This is a genomic window from Anaerobranca gottschalkii DSM 13577 (assembly GCF_900111575.1).
In the GTDB taxonomy this organism is placed as follows: Bacteria; Bacillota; Proteinivoracia; order Proteinivoracales; family Proteinivoracaceae; genus Anaerobranca; species Anaerobranca gottschalkii.
Window position 1 is genome coordinate 1 of the sequence record NZ_FOIF01000038.1, and the last position, 17,552, is coordinate 17,552.

Consider the following 17,552-nt stretch of genomic DNA (forward strand, 5'->3'; position numbering starts at 1 on the left):
ATAAGCGCTGAAAGCATCTAAGCGCGAAACCCACCTCAAGATAAGACTTCCCATTCCGTTAAGGAAGTAAGACCCCAGGAAGAATACCTGGTAGATAGGCTAGGAGTGTAAGGGCAGTAATGTCTTAAGCGGACTAGTACTAATCGGTCGAGGACTTGACCAAAAGCTCACTTTTAAGTTTTGTGTGTTTTGTTAATCTAGTGACAATAGCGAGGAGGATACACCGGTTCCCATTCCGAACACCAGAGTTAAGCTCCTCAGCGCCGATGGTACTTGGGGTTACCCCCTGGGAGAGTAGGTCGTCGCTAGGTAAGATAAGAACCACTTCAATCAACATGAAGTGGTTCTTTTTTAATATAAAAAGTATTTGCATATTTAACTATCTATTGATATAATATTAAAAATATCTTCCATAATTACTTATTAACTAGTTTTAACCCGTTTAACGGGTAATTTTTTATATAATTTTAATTGATGAAAGGGGATAAAAATGGAAAAATTTCTACCTGTAGGACTCACATTTGATGATGTATTGTTGGTTCCAGCTAAATCTGAAGTATTACCTAAAGATGTTTCTTTGAAAACAAAACTAACTGAAAAGATTCAGTTAAACATACCTTTAATAAGTGCTGGTATGGATACAGTAACTGAATCGAAAATGGCTATTGCTATGGCTAGAGAGGGCGGCATTGGGGTAATCCATAAAAATATGTCTATTGAAAGACAAGCTTCTGAAGTTGATAGGGTTAAAAGATCAGAGCATGGAGTTATAACTAATCCTTTTTCCCTATCTAAAGAAAATACTATTGAAGAGGCTGCGGCACTTATGGCCAAATATCGAATATCAGGAGTTCCTATTACTGAAGGGGAAAAACTAGTAGGTATAATAACCAATAGGGATTTGAGATTTGAAGAAGATTATAGTCAGCCAATAAAAAATGTCATGACTAGTAAAAACTTAGTAGTTGCTCCAGTAGGAACGAGTTTGAAAGAAGCAAAACAAATATTAATGAAACATAAAATAGAAAAACTTCCCCTTGTAGATGAAAATTTTAATCTTAAAGGGCTTATTACAATTAAAGATATTGAAAAAGCTATTATTTACCCAAATGCTGCAAAAGATAAAGACGGAAGATTATTGGTAGCGGCTGCAGTAGGGGTTAGTGCAGAGACTATGGATAGAGTTGACGAATTAGTAAAAGCTAAAGTTGATGTAATAGTTGTAGATACCGCCCACGGACATTCTGTAGGGGTATTGGAAATGGTAAAGGCAATTAAAAATAAGTACCCAGATTTAGAAATAATAGGTGGAAATGTGGCTACAAAGGAAGCTACTATTGACTTAATTAAAGCTGGAGTTTCTGCTGTAAAAGTTGGGATAGGACCCGGCTCAATATGTACTACTAGGGTTGTTGCAGGAGTAGGGGTACCTCAAATAACTGCAATTTATAATTGTGCAGAAGGGGCTAAAGAATATAACATTCCAGTGATAGCCGATGGAGGGATAAAGTATTCGGGAGATATTGTAAAAGCTATAGCTGCTGGGGCTTCTACTGTTATGCTAGGGGGATTATTAGCTGGAACAGAAGAAAGTCCTGGCGAAATGGAAATTTATAAAGGGAGAAGTTATAAGGTCTATAGAGGTATGGGTTCTTTGGGAGCAATGAAAGATGGAAGTAAAGATCGTTATTTCCAGCATGATCAAAAGAAATTAGTTCCTGAAGGAATAGAAGGTAGGGTTCCATACAGAGGATACTTATCAGATACTATCTATCAATTAGTGGGTGGTTTAAGGGCTGGAATGGGCTATTGTGGTGCTAAAACTATAGAAGATCTAAAAAAAGCTCAATTTATAAGAATAACTAATGCAGGTTTAAGGGAAAGTCATCCCCATGATGTTGAAATAACTAAAGAAGCTCCAAATTATAGCGTATAAATCTATACAATTAAGTAAATAATACCCCTTAAAAAGGTGGTGTTAGTTTGAAAATATGTTCTCTATGTAATGCCCATGATCAAAAGGGTATAAATATACTACAAAGTTTTCTTTGTGATAACTGTCTAGAGAGGATATCAAAAACAGGAGTAGATGATCCGGATTATGACAAAATCGTTGATGGAATAAAAAAAGTTTGGCAAACAAATGAATCCGTTAAATAAAGGCAGGTATATTTACCCTGCTTTTATTTTTTTATATAATAATTAAGTAAGAAGGTTAAAGGAGAACAACATTATGAATTTTAATAGATTACAAAATTTATATTTATATAATAAAAAAAGTTATATTAAATTTCATATGCCAGGAAATTATGGAGGTAAGAATTTAAAAAAAAATTTTAGAAGATATCTGCCATTTTTTGAAACCACAGAAGTACATGGAACAGATGATTATCATAATCCTCAAGGTATAATAAAAAAAGCTGAAAAGGCTACAGCAAAGTTATTTAACAGTAATCATTGTATTTACCTTGTAAATGGCAGTTCTGGGGGGATTATTGCCGCCATTTCTTACTTATTTAGAGAAGGAGACCAAATATTAGTTTTAAGGGATTGCCATAAATCAGTAATTTATGGGTTAATATTATCTGGAGCGAAACCTGTTTTTCCAGAATCATTAGTGGTATCTCCCTTGAATTACGAAGAAATTGAACAGGTAATTAAGAAAAATGAAAGAATAAAGGGTATTATTTTAACTACACCTAATTATTATGGCATAGGGAATAAAGATTTGAAGTTAATAGCCCAGTTATGTAATAAATATAAAATAAAACTCCTTGTTGATGAAGCCCATGGTAGTCATTTATATTTTACAGATTTACGTGTATATTTAGCCAATACTTGCAAAGCAGATTTAGTTGTTAATAGTACTCATAAAAATTTAACAGGATTAACTCAAACAGGAGTTATTAATATTAATGCTAAAGATATTAATTGTAGTGAATTAAGGAAGCATATTTCCTTAATAACATCTACCAGTCCTTCTTATATTTTGTTGGCTTCAATAGCCTATTGCACTGAGCAATATACCCAGATAGGAGAAAAAATATTACAAGAAACAATAAAAAAGGCAGATTATTTGAAGGAATTCCTTGATAAATATAAAATAAGATATATAACTGAAAAGGATTTGGAGAAAAATCAGTATTTAGATCCCACTAAGATAACATTACTCTATAGGGATAATAAAAAGGCTGAAGAGGTTTTTAAAGGGTTAATTAACAATGGAATAATCCCTGAGTTTTTAGCAGATAATAAAATTTTATTATTTATTAATCATAGAATAAGAAAAAGGGAACTAGTAAAAACAGCAGCTATTTTAAAAAAGTTTTGGACAGGAGAAGAAAATATTTTATATAGACAAATAAATGATTTTAAAATAAACAATAATGGAGTTTTAACACCGAGGGAAGCCTTTTACTCACAAAAGGAAAAAATTCTACTTAATAAGGCAATAGGAAAAGTTGCAGTACAACCTATAACACCTTACCCACCTGGAATACCAATTCTTTTCCCCGGTGAAGTGGTAACAGAAGAAATTATACAATATTTAAATAATAGTAATTTCTCTAGCATTCATGGTATAGAAAATGGTATGATAGAAGTAGTAAAGGAATAAAGTTTTATAAGCTAAATAAAGGAAGGGTAATTTAATGGCAAAGGGTAAATTTATTGTAATAGAAGGTCCTGATGGAGTAGGTAAAACCACACAAAGTAAATTATTATGTCAATTTCTTCATAATAAAGGTATAAAATATATATATACAAGGGAACCGGGTGGTACTCAAATAGGGGATTCTATCAGGGAGTTATTGTTAAATCCAGAAAATAAAATTGTTCCCATAGCTGAGTGTCTACTATATGCTTCAGCAAGGGCTCAGTTGATAGAGGAAGTAATAAAACCGGCATTATCAAAGGGGTATTGGGTGGTATCAGATAGATATTTACATTCAAGTATTGTCTATCAAGGTATAGGACTAAGTTTAGGAGATAATCTTGTAGAAGAAATTAACAAAATAGCTACTGGTGGTTTAATGCCTGATTATACATTTTTAATAGACTTAGAAACAGATATTGCACTAAGTAGGATTACTAGAACTAAAGATCGGATAGAAAGTAGAGGGTTGGATTATTTTCAAAAAGTAAGGGAAGGTTATCATAAACTTTTAAATGAATATAATATGATCCTTATAGATGGCAATAAAGATATTGAAGAACTTCATAGGGAAATTATAAGTAAGTTAAAAATTTAAAATAAAGGGAGGGATTGGAGTGAAGTTAGTAATTGCGGTAATTCAAGATAAAGATAGTGGGAAGTTATTGGAAATGTTAGTAGATGAAGGGTTTAAAGCTACAAAACTTGCTAGTACTGGGGGATTTTTAAAAGCCGGTAACACTACTGTCCTCATTGGTGTCGAAGACCATCAAGTTGATGATGTGGTAGGTATAATTAAACAAACCTGTAAAAGTAGAGAGAAAATGGTTACTACCATGTCACCTTTGGGAGGTTCAGTGGAATCTTATGTTCCTTATCCAGTAGAAGTTATTGTAGGTGGAGCAACCATATTTGTAGTAGATGTAGAGAAGTTTGAAAGGGTATAGATAATGGAGCTTATTGGACAAGAGAATAATATAAAATATTTTGAAAATGCCATCAAGAATGGGATGCTCCATCATTGTTATTTAATCCATGGAACTAAAGGGACGGGAAAAAAAACTTTTACTAAAGAAATTGCTAAATATATTCTTTGTGGTAACTGGAATTGTAATTGTAGAACTTGTAATAATATTCAAAGGGAAATTCATCCAGATGTAAACTTTTTCTACAACGATGATGCGATTGTTAAATTAGAAACAGTTGATCAATTTAAAAAAGCAGCTATTTATTCTCCTTTAGAGGGAGAAAGAAAAATAGTGGTGTTAGAAGGAGTAGATAGGCTTAATACTCAAGGTGCCAATAAGCTACTTACTTTAATTGAGGAACCTCCTTTATATCTCACTATTTTTCTTTTGTGTGAAAATATAGCTAATGTTATTAAGACTATTAGATCGAGGGCTATACCTATCAAAATTAACCCTTTAACAATTCAGGATTTAAAGGAATTTCTTTGCAAACAAAAGGAAATAGAGCCTTTAAAAGCTGAAATTATTGCAAAGTTTAGTGAAGGATCAATGGGAAAGGCTTTAAAATATTTAGAAACAGATTTTTGGACTATTAGAGACAATGTATATAATTTAGTATGGGAAACCTCTGAAAAAGGATTAGATTATGTTAAACTTAACAAAATATTGGCTAATATAGAACCAAGTTTGGTTCTTGATTTAATAGAATTTCTATTGAGAGACTTATTATATTTGAAAGTAGGACAAAATAAGGATATACTAGTAAATAAGGATTATTATGATAAGATATTATTGTTAAGACCATCCAATATATCGAAGATAGAGGAGATATTAAATAAAGTTAAAATAATTAGGAATACCTTAAAAAACAGCATAAACCCTATGCTGAATTTCGAGGTGATTTTTAATTCCTTACAGGAGGAATAGGAGATGGAACAGGTACAGTATAAAGTTGTAGGAGTAAGATTTAAAAGAGCAGGCAAAATTTATTACTTTGACCCTGATCAATGGGATATAGTTAAAGGAAATTATGTAATAGTGGAAACAGCTAGAGGGTTAGAGTATGGAGAAGTAGTTGTTGGTCCTAAAGTTGTAGAAGAATCAGAGGTGGTATTACCTCTAAAAAAGGTTATTCGTATTGCCACTGAAAGTGATGCTGAACAAGTGAAGGAAAATAAACTAAAGGAAAAAGAAGCTTTTGAAATTTGTCAGCAAAAAATTGAAAAACATGGTCTAGAAATGAAGCTTGTAGATGTTGAATATACCTTCGATGCTTCAAAAATAATTTTCTACTTTACTGCAGAAGGACGTATAGATTTCAGAGAATTAGTCAAAGATTTAGCAGCTGTTTTCAGAACTAGGATTGAGTTAAGGCAAATTGGAATAAGGGATGAAGCAAAAATGTTAGGTGGTTTAGGTTGTTGTGGTAGACCACTATGCTGTAATACATTTTTAGGAGATTTTGAGCCGGTATCAATTAAAATGGCTAAAATCCAGAATTTATCATTAAATCCAACAAAAATTTCAGGTATTTGCGGTAGGTTAATGTGTTGTTTAAGGTATGAAAATGATCATTACGAAGAAGCAAGAAAGAATATGCCTGAAGTTGGTGCAGAAGTAGAAACTGAGGTTGGAAAAGGGAAAATAGCAGAAGTCAATCCCCTTAAAGGTACAGTTAAAGTGGAAATGTTCGATAGTAAAACATTAGTTGATTTTCCTGCTTGTAAAGTTAGAGTTTTAAATATAAATACCCAGGAAGAAGACCTTGAGCAACTACAAGAAGAAATAGAAGAGTTAGAAGAATTAGAAAGGGATAGTTAGGAGGGCCTAACTGTGAAAGAAGAAATAAAAAACTTGGAAGATTTACTAGAAGAATTTTATAGAAAACTGACTGCAATAAAAAAACAATACAATGAGTTGTTAATAGAAAATGAAAGATTGCAAAAAGAAAATAAATGGTTAAAGGAACAACTTCCTTACTCTAAACCTAAAAAGGAAGTTAGTCCAATCAAAGAAGGGCAAGATGCCTTAGCAAGACTATATAATGAAGGTTTCCATATATGTCATCTTCATTACGGTAGTTTACGGACTGAAGGAGACTGTTTATTCTGTATATCTTTATTAAAGAAATAGGTGTATGAAATGGATGTTAAATTATTACCTAATGAAAGAATAGATGACCTACATAGAAATGGGTTAAAGATTATTCAAAATAGGAAAGTATTTTCCTTTACCATGGATAGTGTTTTACTAAGTGCCTTTGCTGGAGTAACTAATAATGATAGGGTAGTTGATTTAGGAACAGGTACCGGAGTCTTACCCCTTTTAATAGCCGGTAGAAAAAAAGTTAAAGACGTAGTAGGGTTAGAAATACAGGATCTTTTAGTTGATATGGCTCAAAGATCAGTACTTTTAAATAAATTAGAGAATATAAAAATAATTAAAGGTGATATAAAAGAAGCCCCAGCAATTTTAGGGGCTGAAAACTTTGATGTAGTAGTTTCTAATCCTCCATATATGAAAGGACAGAGGGGAGAAATTAATGCTTTAACAACAAAAGCTATAGCTAGACATGAAATATTATGTAATCTTGAAGATGTTATTGTAGCAGGGGCAAAATTAGTAAAATATGGGGGGAAAGTAGCTTTAGTACACAAAACTGAAAGATTAGTAGATATTTGTTATTATATGCGGAAATATAATGTGGAACCTAAAAGGCTCCGATTAGTTCAACCTAAGAAGGATAAAGAGGCAAATATTGTCTTGATAGAAGGAATTAAGGGAGCGAAACCAGGTTTGATAACTTTGCCTTCTTTAATAATTTATGATGAAACAGGAAAATATACCAAGGAAGTTGAGGAATTATATAATAAATAAAGAAAGGGATAATAATGGTAGGGAAATTATATCTTTGTGCAACTCCCATAGGTAATTTAGAAGATATTTCTGCAAGGGCTATAAAAATTTTACAAGAAGTGGACTATATAGCAGCAGAAGATACTAGAAGGACAGGACTACTCCTTAACCACTTTTCTATTAAAACGCCAATGTTACAGTATCATAAGTTTAATGAGAAGAAGCAAGTCCTTAAAATAATTAATAAGATTTTAGAAGGGTATAATGTCGCTTTAGTATCAGATGCTGGTACTCCGGGGATTGCTGACCCTGGACAAATTTTAGTAGAAAAAGCCTTGGAAAATAATATTCAGGTAATACCTATACCAGGTCCATGTGCCTTGATTTGTGCTTTAATTATCTCTGGTTTTGATACGACAAATTTTAAGTTTGTGGGATTTCTACCTAAAGGGAATCAAAAGGGAAAAGAGTTAGAGAAACTTTTACTAGAACCTTCTACTATAGTTTGTTATCAAAGTCCCCATGATCTTTTAGATACTTTGGAAAAAATAGATCAACTACATCCTAACAGAAAAATTGTAGTAGTGAGGGAATTAACCAAAATTTATGAAGAAAGATTAGCAGGTACTGCTTCAGAGTTAATAAATATTTTTAAAGAAAAGGGAGTTAAAGGGGAATTTACTTTAGTTATTGAGGGAAATAATTTGCCTCAATATACACTTGAACAAGGAATTGCTGAAGTAGAAACTCTCTTAGAACAAGGATATTACCTTAAAGATGCTTGTAAACATGTAGGGAGTAAAATGGGATTATCTCAAAGGGAGTTATATCAGCATATGTTAAAAAAGGATAGTTAATAAAATAAGTAAGACGCTAATGGTCTTACTTATTTTAATTCATCTATACATTTTTGGCAGATGTTTTTACCTTTAAAGTATTTTACATCCTCTGCTTCTCCACAGAAAACACATGCTGGGTGATATTTTTTTAAGATAATTCTTTCTCCATCTACGTAAATTTCTAAAGAATCCTTTTGATCAATATTTAAGGTCCTCCTTAACTCGATAGGCAATACCACTCTTCCTAGCTCGTCCACTTTTCTTACAATACCAGTTGATTTCATTTGCCAACCTCCTCTCCAACAAAATTCTACATAATTCGACATTAATTATATTGTACCAATAAATTCCATGATAGTCAATTAACTCCTAAAGAAAAAAATTAAATTTTTTATTAAATTTATTTATTTATATAAAAAATTACATAACTATCATTGACCATGGGAAAAATAAATGGTAAAATAAACAAAAAATATTTAAAATGCAGTGATTACAGATGAGTACCTGAAAACAGAAACTAAAGAGAGCCGTTGTTGGTGGAAATACGGTGTTTCTATTCAGAGAAGATGGTCTGTAGGAGCAGATTTTTCCGGTGGTTACGTTATAGCCTAACACTAATGAGGGTAACTTATAAATAATAAGTTACTGAAGTTAGGGTGGTACCGTGGAGTATTAACTTCGCCCCTACATTTGGGCGAAGTTTTTTAGTTTTAAAAGAATTGTAAAGGGAGGTAAAAATATGAGTAAGAAATTCTATATAACTACACCAATCTATTATCCAAGCAACACTTTACATGTTGGTCACTGTTTTACCACTGTAATTGCCGATGCCATAGCTAGATTTAAGAAAAAAACCGGCTATGAAGTTTTCTATTTAACAGGGACTGATGAACATGGACAGAAAATAGAGAAAAAAGCAAAGGAAGCCAATAAAGATCCTCAAGTTTTTGTAGAGGAAATAAGAGAGTGGATTAAAGATTTATGGGCATTATTAGATATCCAATACGATGATTTTATAGGTACAACTGAAGAGCGACATAAAAAAGTAGTTCAAAAAATTTTCGAAAAGCTCTATAATCAGGGAGATATTTATAAAGACTATTATGAAGGTCTGTACTGTACCCCTTGTGAATCTTTTTGGACAGAAAGACAATTAAAGGAAGGAAATTGTCCTGATTGTGGTCGTCCAGTGGAAAGGGTTAAGGAAGAAAGTTACTTTTTTAGAATGTCTAAATATGCTCCTCAACTAATTAAGCACATTGAAGAAAATCCAGATTTTATACAACCTGAATCTAGAAAAAATGAAATGTTAAATAATTTTTTAAAACCTGGTTTGGAAGATTTGTGTGTTTCTAGGACTACCTTTGACTGGGGAGTAAAAATTCCCTTTGATTCTAAACATGTAATCTATGTTTGGCTCGATGCTTTATCAAATTATATTACAGCTATCGGCTACTTGGAGGATGAAGAAAAATTCAGGAAATGGTGGCCCGCCGATGTTCATCTAATGGCTAAAGAAATTGTTCGTTTTCATTCAATTTATTGGCCTATAATATTAATGGCCCTCGGACTACCATTACCTAAGAAAATATTTGGCCATGGCTGGTTACTCTTTGATAATGATAAAATGTCAAAATCTAAAGGTAATGTTATTGACCCTAAAATTCTAGTTGAAAGGTATGGCAGCGATGCCTTGAGATACCACCTATTAAGAGAATTTTCTCTAACAACAGATGGTAATTTCTCTGAACTAGGCTTAGCCAAAAGGGTGAACTTTGATCTTGCCAATGATTTAGGTAATTTAGTAAGTAGAACCGTTGCAATGATTGAAAAATATAGGGTTAGTGAGATACCAAATCCACAAGGAAATAGTTATTTAGATGAAGAGCTTATAGAAATGGCTGAAGGCTTACCAAAGCTATTAGAAGAAAAAGTAGATAATTTTCTTATAAATGAAGGATTGGCAGAAGTTTGGAGATTTATTGGAAGAACCAATAAATATATCGATGAGACTATGCCATGGCTTTTAGCTAAAGATGAAGCTGATAAAGGAAAGTTAGATGTAGTTTTATATAATTTAGCTGAAGCCATAAGGTTTATTAGTATCCTTATTGAACCTTTTATGCCCAAAACGTCCCAAAAAATTTTCCAACAATTTAGTATAGAAGATAATTTGCAAAATTGGTCATCTTTAAAATGGGGGTTATTAACACCTGGTAATAGGGTAGTTAAAAGTACACCATTATTCCCAAGGATTGATTTAACAGCCTTTGAAAAAGAAGAAGAGGAAAAGGAGAAAAGGAAAGTGTTAAATATACCAGAAAAAGAGTTAATTACTATAGAAGAGTTTTCAAAAGTTGAACTGCGTGTTGCAGAAGTTATTAAGGCTGAGAGGATAGAAAAAGCTGATAAATTGTTAAAGGTTCAATTAAAATTAGGGGACATTGAAAAACAGGTGGTAGCAGGAATTGCTAAATATTATCAGCCAGAAGAATTAGTAGGAAAAAAAGTAATATTTGTTGCCAACTTAAAACCAGTTAAGTTAAGAGGGGTTTTATCAGAAGGGATGATTTTAGCTGCCAGTGATGATGAAGGTAATTTAGTTTTATCAGGAACTGACAAAGATATCAATTCGGGAAGTATTGTTAAGTAGGGGGATGAAAACTTGTATATAGATAGTCATTGCCATTTAGATAACCCTAAGCTTAAAAAAACTGTGGGAGAAATTGTTAGGGAAAGTGAAGAAAATGGAGTCATAGCCTTAATTAATTCAGGCTATGATCTCCCTTCATCAGTAAGGGGAGTAGAAATAGCCACAAAATATTCATCTGTTTTTACTACTGTAGGGATACATCCCCATGATGCTCAGGGAGTTCCTAAAGATTACTTGATGAAGTTAGAAGAGTTAACCTCCAAACCAAAAGTAGTTGCTTTAGGGGAAATGGGTTTAGATTACTATTATGAATTTTCGCCTAAAGAAATACAAAAAGAGATCTTTTGCCAGCAGTTAGAATTAGCTTTTTCATTAAAAAAACCATTTGTTATTCATCAAAGGGATGCCATGGGTGATATGCTGGAAATTTTAAAAAAATTTCCTAACCCTCAATACCAAGGGGTATTTCATTGTTATTCAGGTAGTTTAGAAGTGGGAAAAGAGTTGGTGAAAATGGGGTACATGTTATCCATAGCTGGCCCTGTAACTTTTAAAAATGCCAAAAAAACGGTGGAAGTGGTAAAAGAGATTCCATTGGAATATTTATTAGTAGAAACAGATTGTCCTTACTTAACACCTGAACCGTTGAGGGGAAAGGTAAATTATCCTTATTATGTAAAGTTTGTTATTGATAAAATAGGGGAAATTAAAGGAATCACTTCTGAAGAGGTTGCATATAACACTACAAAAAACAGTATAAATTTCTTTAAATTAAGTATAGAATTTTAAAATAATGTCAATAATTAAAATTAGTAAATTTTAGGGGGTAGTTTTTTAGGAGAGGGGGCAAGTTAGTTGTTTAAGAGAATCCTTGTGGGGGGAGTAGGATTTTTACTTATTCTTACACTATCACTAGTTTTTGGACCTAAAAAGGTTTCAGTAATAGTTGATAACGAGATTTATGAAATAATAACATTTAAATCTACTGTAAAAGATGTGTTAGGAGAACTAAATTTAAATCTAAGGGAAGAAGATAGGATTAATATTGAGCTGACTGCAAAGCTCAAAAATAATTTAACGATACAAATAGATACAGCAGAACAGTATATTATTTATCATGATGGTAAAGAAACGATAGTTCTATATCCAGACCCTGAGTTAGATGTAATATTGGCTTTAGCTAATATAGAATTAGGGGAGCTAGATATAGTAGAAGGGGATTTAGAACAGGAGAAAAAAATTTATATAACCAGGGTTAAAGAAGAAATTGTAACAGAAACTGCAAGAATATTTTTTCAAGAAAAAAGAGTTGCCAATAATGATATGCTTAGAGGTCAAACACGGATATTACAGCAAGGTCATGAAGGGGTTAAAGAACTTACATATAAAGTGGTATATCATGATGAAAAACAGGTAGAAAAAACCTTGTTAGAAGAAAGAATTGTAAAAGAAAAGCAAGATAGAATTGTTGAATATGGTACAATAGAGGCAATCTCTCGAGGAGGTAGATTACTAGCTGTTAGGAGAATGTTAACTGTTACAGCTACAGCCTATTGTTCAGGGGTAAGTGGAACAGGTTGTCCTGTTGACCATAGGGGTTGGACTCAGTGTACAGGACCGTATGCTAATGGCTATACATCTATTGGCTGGCCCGCCATTGCAGGGAATGGTTCTAGGGAAAACCCCCATATCGTTGCAGTAGATCCTTCTAGAATTCCTTTAAGATCATTATTATACATAGAAGGTTTAGGTTTTGCCTATGCAGCTGATGTAGGAAGTGCGATAAAAGGTAATAGAATTGATATATTAATGCCAACCCACTACGAAGCATGGCGTTTTGGTAGGCAAACTAGGGTTGTTTATATTATTGATCGGGAGTTATAATAATTAGGTGGAGAGAAATTTCTCTACCTTATTTTGCTTTAATGATTTTTTATAAGATTGGGGGAAAAGGAAATGGAAGAAATAAGAGAAATAATAGTAGTGGAAGGGAAAAACGATTATCATGCAGTAAAAAGGGCTTTTCCCCAAGCGGAAGTTATAATTACTAGTGGGTTTGGGCTAAATGATGAAATTATTGAGAGGATAAAACTAGCCCAGCAAAAACGGGGTGTAATTGTATTTACTGATCCAGATCATATGGGGGAGATAATTCGGAAAAAAATTCAAGCAAAGGTTCCTGGTGTAAAACATTGCTATTTACCTAAAAAGGCAGCAGTTCATAATGGTGATATAGGAATTGAAAATGCAGACCCCCGGGATATAAGGGATGCTTTGAATAAAGTGAGGACTATTAACGAAGATAATAGTATAATATTCAGTATTGATGATCTTATAAAAAACAGATTATCTCAAAGTCCAGATGCTAAAGAGAGAAGGGAAAAGTTAGGTGAGATATTAGGAATAGGTTATGGAAATAGTAAAACTTTTTTAAAAAGATTAAATGCCTTTGGAATAACCAGGGAAGAATTTGAACAAGCCCTAAAAAAAATGGAGTGATAATAATGGATAAACTATATTCAGTTTCAAAAATAAAAGAAATTATTAATGATAACAGTTTTAATTTCAAAAAAAAGTTTGGCCAAAACTTTCTAGTAGATAAAAACATATTAGATAAAATTATAAATGCAACGGAAGTAGATAGTGATTCTGTTGTTTTAGAGATCGGACCAGGTATTGGTACTTTAGCAGTTGAATTGGCTAAAAGAGGGGCTATAGTATATGCTATAGAAATAGATTCAACTTTAATTCCAATCTTAGAGAAAAATTTTGAATTATATCCTAATATAAAGTTAATCCATAAAGATGCATTAAAGGTGGATTATAAGGAGATTTTAGCCCCGTATATTGGTACTAAAAAGATAAAAGTTGCAGCAAATTTACCTTATTATATAACTACACCTTTAATTTTTAAAATTTTAGAAACCGATATTCCATGGGAAAGTATTACTTTAATGATGCAATTAGAAGTTGCTCAAAGGATTTGTGCTAAACCTGGTGGAAAAGATTATGGGTCATTAACAGTTGCAGTTAATTATTATGGAAAGCCTACTCTTATTACAAAAGTTCCTTCTCAAGCCTTCTATCCTCCTCCAAAAGTTGATTCTGCAGTATTAAACATTAAATTGAATACTGAAAAAATTTTTGTAAAAGATCAACAGCTATTTTTTAAAGTAATAAAAACTGCTTTTAACCAAAGGAGAAAGACTTTGTTAAATAATTTGTTAACATTAGGTGAATTAAGCAAGGAGGAATTAAACAAATTATTAGAAGAAATAAATATAGAAGGGACAAGGAGGGCAGAGACTTTAACAATTGAAGAATTTGCCCTATTGACAAATACAATTTATAACATATCAAAGCCACATCTTTAGATGTGGCTTTGAATATTTAGGGATTTTAAATATGATTCTAATAGATCGAATCTTCTCTTAGAATTATACCCAATGTATTCTTTGCCAAATAAGCAGCGGCTTTTGGGTAACCCTAAATAAATTGAAATAGCTTCTGCACAATCACCGGCTATAGTATCAAAAATAAGTTTAGCATGACTACCGTTTTTAAGCCTTGATCCTAGGCGAAAATGGGGTATATTTGCCCCTATACCTATTTTAGCACCATATTTTACAGCTTTGGCCAAAAGAATGGGAGGGGTAGCAATATCCTTTACTTCAATGTATTTAAATAGATCTTTGCTAATAATATGGGGACCATGGGATGGAGTAGAAATACCAATTTTATCTGACACCCCTAGTAATTCATTAAGGTGTAGTCTAGGTAAAACCAATTCTTTTGGTAAGTTTTCAATAAGGTTAGGAGTGGGATAACAGTTTGTTAACGTTAAACAGTAATTATTTCTTAGGTGGCTATTAATTAGTAACATTAACTCTGAAGTTATTTCTCCAATAAGATCTCCATCATAAAACAAAAAATTAGTAGCTCCTTCCTTTAACGCCCAAGCACAACCTATAGCCTTTGGGATATCTATTCCTAAAGAATCTTTAAAAGTTATAAGGTGTACTTGAGGATAATTATTTTTTATAATTTCCTCTGTTCTATCAATACAGCCATTGGCTACAACTACAATTTTATCTACACCAACAAAGAGTAAGTGGTTTAAAGCTGTGGAAATTCTATCCTCTTCATTTTGTGCAGGGACTATAGCAAAAAGCATTGTAATCACCCCTTTTTAGTAGGTCTATTAAAGTATATGCCGATTTTGACTAAAGTCACCAACAAAATTTAAAGACATATTATAGTAAAAAAGGGGGGAAATACAATGGAATTTAAAGTTGGCGATTTAGTTACAAGAAAATCATATGGTAATGATATTTGTTTTGAAATTATTAATCTAGATTTAGATAATAAAGTTGCACATCTAAAGGGAATAGATATGCGTTTAATAGCAGATGCCAATTTTTCTGACTTAAAATTATTAACACCAAAGGAAATTTTGGAATATAAAAAAAAGATAAATTTAATTTATAGACGTACTATAGGTAATATTGAATATCAAAGAAATCTAGTAAGGAGTAAAAAGAATACAGGAAAATATGAAAAGGATTATTATGACGTTCCTGGAACAATAGTTCATTTAGATGGAGATAAAGAATATTTGGATATTTGTACAAAAGCATATAAAGATTTAGGGCTACTAGTTTATCCTTATCATGTACCAGAAGAAAAACAACCAAAGGTAGTGGAAGAATTATTAAGTAAACATAACCCAGATATACTAGTACTCACAGGTCATGATGGTTTAACTAAAAAAAGCAGTGATTTCTTAAATTTAAATAATTATAGGACATCTAAATACTTTGTAGAAGCTACTAAAGCTGCTAGAAGGTTTGAACCAAGTAAAGATGACTTAATTATTTTTGCAGGGGCTTGTCAATCCCATTACGAGGCGTTATTAGGGGCAGGAGCAAACTTTGCCAGTTCACCTCAAAGGGTTTTAATACATTGTTTAGATCCAGTTTTTATTATGGAAAAAATTGCTTATACGTCTATCATGGAGTCTGTTTGTATTTATGATGTAATTCAAAATACCATAACAGGTTTAGATGGGGTAGGAGGAGTAGAAAGTCGAGGTAAATTTCGAAGGGGATTGCCTAAGTCTCCCTACTCAATCTAAGGAGGTAATAGAATGAATGGTATAGAAAAATTAAATATAGAAAAAAACAATAATCAAACTTTAATTAAAATATTGATCGATAAAAATTATGAAAAAGAATTACAAGATAATAAAGAAGAGGTAATTTTAAAAATTACAGAGAAAAAAAATGAACCACCTGATAAACAATTAAAGCCACTAAAAGATAAAAAAATAATAATAGATCCAGGTCACGGTGGTACTAGCTTTGGTGCTGTAGGTCAGACTGGGGTTAGGGAAAAGGATTTGAATTTACAAACCAGTTTAATCATAGAAAAATTGTTGACAAATTTAGGGGCAAAGGCAATATTAACTAGGATAAAAGATGAAAATGTAACGTTAGCTCAAAGGGTTAATGTTGCTAATAACAATAAGGGGGATTTATTTATAAGTGTTCACTATAACGGATATAGTGATCCCCAAGCTAATGGAACTGAAACATATTGGTCTAGCCAAGGGACAAAGGGTAGTGAAAAACTAGCAGCGTTATTACAAACACAATTGCTAGAAAAATTGCAAAGAAGAAATAGAGGGGTAAAACAGGCTAATTTTTATGTATTAAGAGAAACTAAAATGCCTGCTGCGTTAATTGAGCCACTATTTATTACAAATCCTGTGGAAGAACAGATAATTATTAAAGAAGAAAATATGGTTAAGGTGGCAGAAGGAGTAGTTGATGCAATATTAAAATTTTATTCTTGACAAAACTTTATATTACCTGCTATAATATTTAATTTCTTGACAAAAAACCTCAGAAATGTTAGAATAAACTAAAATTAATTATGGGGTGATGTCCTTGGCTAACAAAACCACCTTGGCTACTATTAAGCATGATTTAGAAGGTTATTTAGGTAAAAAAATCTCTTTAAGGGCTAATCGAGGAAGAAAAAAAACAATGGAAAGGACAGGGGTTCTTGAGCAAATTTACCCCTCACATTTTTTAGTATTAGTAAGTGAAGAAAATTATCAAAGAAGACTTTCATTTTCATATGCTGACATATTAACAGAAACGGTAGAGTTAACTGTTTATAGTAATGATGATAAAAAGATTCCCTTTTCAGTATCTTAAAAGTAATCTCCATTGTACAAAACCGCTTTTAAAGGCGGTTTTATTTTTGCTTAGGAAAGTATAGATTGCTAGGTATGTGGATAAATGTTATTATGTAGTGGGGTGAGTTGTTTATGGCTACGGGAATAATAAAACAAATATTTGAAGATAAATGGGGAGAGTTTAAAGAAAAATACCCAATTAGGCCAACAGTATTGTCAGAAGTAAAAAAGATGCTAACTTGTAAAGATATGAGTGAAGGATATAGCAAATTTTGTTGTCCGACATGTAATGAAGTCAGATATGTAGGCTTTACCTGTAAGAGTCGCTTCTGTACATCTTGTGGTCGGAAAGCAACAGAACAGTGGGTAGAAAAATTAAGCA

21 protein-coding genes and 2 rRNA genes are annotated in these 17,552 nt (G+C 32.2%); 21 read left to right on the forward strand and 2 right to left on the reverse strand.

Features of this window, described 5'->3' with window-relative positions; genetic code table 11:
- The 12 genes from BMX60_RS08675 to rsmI all read left to right on the forward strand — a co-directional run.
- Positions 1-163 (forward strand): 23S ribosomal RNA (locus BMX60_RS08675); the annotation flags it as partial.
- Between the two features lie 33 nt (positions 164-196).
- Positions 197-311 (forward strand): 5S ribosomal RNA (gene rrf / locus BMX60_RS08680).
- Positions 312-490: 179 nt separating this feature from the next.
- Entirely contained in the window at positions 491-1,936 is a 1,446-nt protein-coding gene (guaB, locus tag BMX60_RS08685) for an IMP dehydrogenase (RefSeq protein ID WP_091351098.1), read from the forward strand.
- 47 nt (positions 1,937-1,983) lie between these two features.
- A complete protein-coding gene (locus tag BMX60_RS08690) occupies positions 1,984-2,160 on the forward strand; it encodes a sigma factor G inhibitor Gin (protein ID WP_091351099.1) in 177 nt (58 codons plus the stop codon).
- Between the two features lie 73 nt (positions 2,161-2,233).
- The gene (locus BMX60_RS08695) at positions 2,234-3,616 is read left to right on the forward strand and encodes an aminotransferase class I/II-fold pyridoxal phosphate-dependent enzyme (protein ID WP_091351100.1); all 1,383 of its coding nucleotides are present in this window, start codon (positions 2,234-2,236) and stop codon (positions 3,614-3,616) included.
- A gap of 34 nt (positions 3,617-3,650) precedes the next feature.
- The gene (tmk, locus tag BMX60_RS08700; protein WP_091351101.1) at positions 3,651-4,250 is read left to right on the forward strand and encodes a dTMP kinase; all 600 of its coding nucleotides are present in this window, start codon (positions 3,651-3,653) and stop codon (positions 4,248-4,250) included.
- A 19-nt stretch (positions 4,251-4,269) separates the two neighbouring features.
- Positions 4,270-4,599: a cyclic-di-AMP receptor gene (locus BMX60_RS08705; protein WP_091351102.1), complete on the forward strand. Its 330-nt coding sequence runs from the start codon at positions 4,270-4,272 to the stop codon at positions 4,597-4,599.
- Between the two features lie 3 nt (positions 4,600-4,602).
- Positions 4,603-5,547, forward strand: coding sequence for a DNA polymerase III subunit (locus tag BMX60_RS08710; RefSeq protein WP_091351103.1), 945 nt, complete (start codon positions 4,603-4,605; stop codon positions 5,545-5,547).
- A 3-nt stretch (positions 5,548-5,550) separates the two neighbouring features.
- Positions 5,551-6,441, forward strand: a complete 891-nt coding sequence (locus BMX60_RS08715; protein WP_091351104.1) for a PSP1 domain-containing protein — start codon at positions 5,551-5,553, stop codon at positions 6,439-6,441.
- Between the two features lie 12 nt (positions 6,442-6,453).
- Complete coding sequence (locus BMX60_RS08720; protein WP_091351105.1) at positions 6,454-6,753, forward strand: initiation-control protein YabA; 300 nt, start codon at positions 6,454-6,456, stop codon at positions 6,751-6,753.
- 9 nt (positions 6,754-6,762) lie between these two features.
- Entirely contained in the window at positions 6,763-7,497 is a 735-nt protein-coding gene (locus tag BMX60_RS08725) for a tRNA1(Val) (adenine(37)-N6)-methyltransferase (protein ID WP_177159756.1), read from the forward strand.
- Positions 7,498-7,511: 14 nt separating this feature from the next.
- Complete coding sequence (gene rsmI, locus BMX60_RS08730; RefSeq protein WP_091351107.1) at positions 7,512-8,333, forward strand: 16S rRNA (cytidine(1402)-2'-O)-methyltransferase; 822 nt, start codon at positions 7,512-7,514, stop codon at positions 8,331-8,333.
- Between the two features lie 29 nt (positions 8,334-8,362).
- On the opposite strand, the gene BMX60_RS08735 is transcribed toward rsmI, so the two are convergent.
- Positions 8,363-8,599, reverse strand: coding sequence for an AbrB/MazE/SpoVT family DNA-binding domain-containing protein (locus tag BMX60_RS08735; protein WP_091351108.1), 237 nt, complete (start codon positions 8,597-8,599; stop codon positions 8,363-8,365).
- Positions 8,600-9,003: 404 nt separating this feature from the next.
- Here BMX60_RS08735 and metG point away from each other — a divergent pair, with 404 nt between their 5' ends.
- The 5 genes from metG to rsmA all read left to right on the forward strand — a co-directional run bounded on the left by metG (position 9,004) and on the right by rsmA (position 14,342).
- Positions 9,004-10,968, forward strand: coding sequence for a methionine--tRNA ligase (metG, locus tag BMX60_RS08740; RefSeq protein ID WP_091351109.1), 1,965 nt, complete (start codon positions 9,004-9,006; stop codon positions 10,966-10,968).
- A 12-nt stretch (positions 10,969-10,980) separates the two neighbouring features.
- Positions 10,981-11,757 (forward strand): TatD family hydrolase, encoded by a 777-nt coding sequence (locus tag BMX60_RS08745; protein ID WP_091351110.1) that lies wholly within the window; start codon positions 10,981-10,983, stop codon positions 11,755-11,757.
- A 66-nt stretch (positions 11,758-11,823) separates the two neighbouring features.
- Entirely contained in the window at positions 11,824-12,852 is a 1,029-nt protein-coding gene (locus BMX60_RS08750; RefSeq protein ID WP_091351111.1) for a 3D domain-containing protein, read from the forward strand.
- A 72-nt stretch (positions 12,853-12,924) separates the two neighbouring features.
- Entirely contained in the window at positions 12,925-13,467 is a 543-nt protein-coding gene (gene rnmV, locus BMX60_RS08755) for a ribonuclease M5 (RefSeq protein ID WP_091351112.1), read from the forward strand.
- A gap of 5 nt (positions 13,468-13,472) precedes the next feature.
- Positions 13,473-14,342: a 16S rRNA (adenine(1518)-N(6)/adenine(1519)-N(6))-dimethyltransferase RsmA gene (gene rsmA, locus BMX60_RS08760; protein WP_091351113.1), complete on the forward strand. Its 870-nt coding sequence runs from the start codon at positions 13,473-13,475 to the stop codon at positions 14,340-14,342.
- On the opposite strand, the gene BMX60_RS08765 is transcribed toward rsmA, so the two are convergent.
- The gene (locus tag BMX60_RS08765; RefSeq protein WP_091351114.1) at positions 14,339-15,142 is read right to left on the reverse strand and encodes a glycosyltransferase family protein; all 804 of its coding nucleotides are present in this window, start codon (positions 15,140-15,142) and stop codon (positions 14,339-14,341) included. The genes rsmA and BMX60_RS08765 overlap by 4 nt on opposite strands.
- A 105-nt stretch (positions 15,143-15,247) precedes the next feature.
- Between BMX60_RS08765 and yabG the strand changes: the two genes are divergently transcribed.
- From yabG to BMX60_RS08785, 4 genes are all read left to right on the forward strand, one after another.
- On the forward strand, positions 15,248-16,102 hold the full coding sequence (gene yabG, locus BMX60_RS08770; protein ID WP_091351115.1) for a sporulation peptidase YabG: 855 nt from the start codon (positions 15,248-15,250) through the stop codon (positions 16,100-16,102).
- 12 nt (positions 16,103-16,114) lie between these two features.
- Positions 16,115-16,822 carry an N-acetylmuramoyl-L-alanine amidase family protein gene (locus BMX60_RS08775; protein ID WP_091351116.1) on the forward strand — a complete coding sequence of 236 codons (708 nt, stop codon included), beginning with the start codon at positions 16,115-16,117 and terminating at the stop codon, positions 16,820-16,822.
- Between the two features lie 94 nt (positions 16,823-16,916).
- The gene (locus BMX60_RS08780; RefSeq protein WP_242945751.1) at positions 16,917-17,189 is read left to right on the forward strand and encodes a Veg family protein; all 273 of its coding nucleotides are present in this window, start codon (positions 16,917-16,919) and stop codon (positions 17,187-17,189) included.
- Positions 17,190-17,302: 113 nt separating this feature from the next.
- Positions 17,303-17,552 (forward strand): transposase zinc-binding domain-containing protein (locus tag BMX60_RS08785; protein WP_177159757.1); only part of this gene is annotated, 250 nt, incomplete at its 3' end.

Excerpts from the sequence above, each read along its gene's own strand:
- rnmV (WP_091351112.1), top strand. The coding sequence starts at position 12,925 with ATGGAAGAAATAAGAGAAATAATAGTAGTGGAAGGGAAAAACGATTAT.
- BMX60_RS08710 (WP_091351103.1), top strand. The coding sequence starts at position 4,603 with ATGGAGCTTATTGGACAAGAGAATAATATAAAATATTTTGAAAATGCC.
- BMX60_RS08735 (WP_091351108.1), bottom strand. The coding sequence starts at position 8,599 with ATGAAATCAACTGGTATTGTAAGAAAAGTGGACGAGCTAGGAAGAGTG.
- yabG (WP_091351115.1), top strand. The coding sequence starts at position 15,248 with ATGGAATTTAAAGTTGGCGATTTAGTTACAAGAAAATCATATGGTAAT.
- tmk (WP_091351101.1), top strand. The coding sequence starts at position 3,651 with ATGGCAAAGGGTAAATTTATTGTAATAGAAGGTCCTGATGGAGTAGGT.
- BMX60_RS08695 (WP_091351100.1), top strand. The coding sequence starts at position 2,234 with ATGAATTTTAATAGATTACAAAATTTATATTTATATAATAAAAAAAGT.
- BMX60_RS08775 (WP_091351116.1), top strand. The coding sequence starts at position 16,115 with ATGAATGGTATAGAAAAATTAAATATAGAAAAAAACAATAATCAAACT.
- guaB (WP_091351098.1), top strand. The coding sequence starts at position 491 with ATGGAAAAATTTCTACCTGTAGGACTCACATTTGATGATGTATTGTTG.
- BMX60_RS08715 (WP_091351104.1), top strand. The coding sequence starts at position 5,551 with ATGGAACAGGTACAGTATAAAGTTGTAGGAGTAAGATTTAAAAGAGCA.
- rsmI (WP_091351107.1), top strand. The coding sequence starts at position 7,512 with ATGGTAGGGAAATTATATCTTTGTGCAACTCCCATAGGTAATTTAGAA.
- BMX60_RS08725 (WP_177159756.1), top strand. The coding sequence starts at position 6,763 with ATGGATGTTAAATTATTACCTAATGAAAGAATAGATGACCTACATAGA.
- rsmA (WP_091351113.1), top strand. The coding sequence starts at position 13,473 with ATGGATAAACTATATTCAGTTTCAAAAATAAAAGAAATTATTAATGAT.
- BMX60_RS08765 (WP_091351114.1), bottom strand. The coding sequence starts at position 15,142 with ATGCTTTTTGCTATAGTCCCTGCACAAAATGAAGAGGATAGAATTTCC.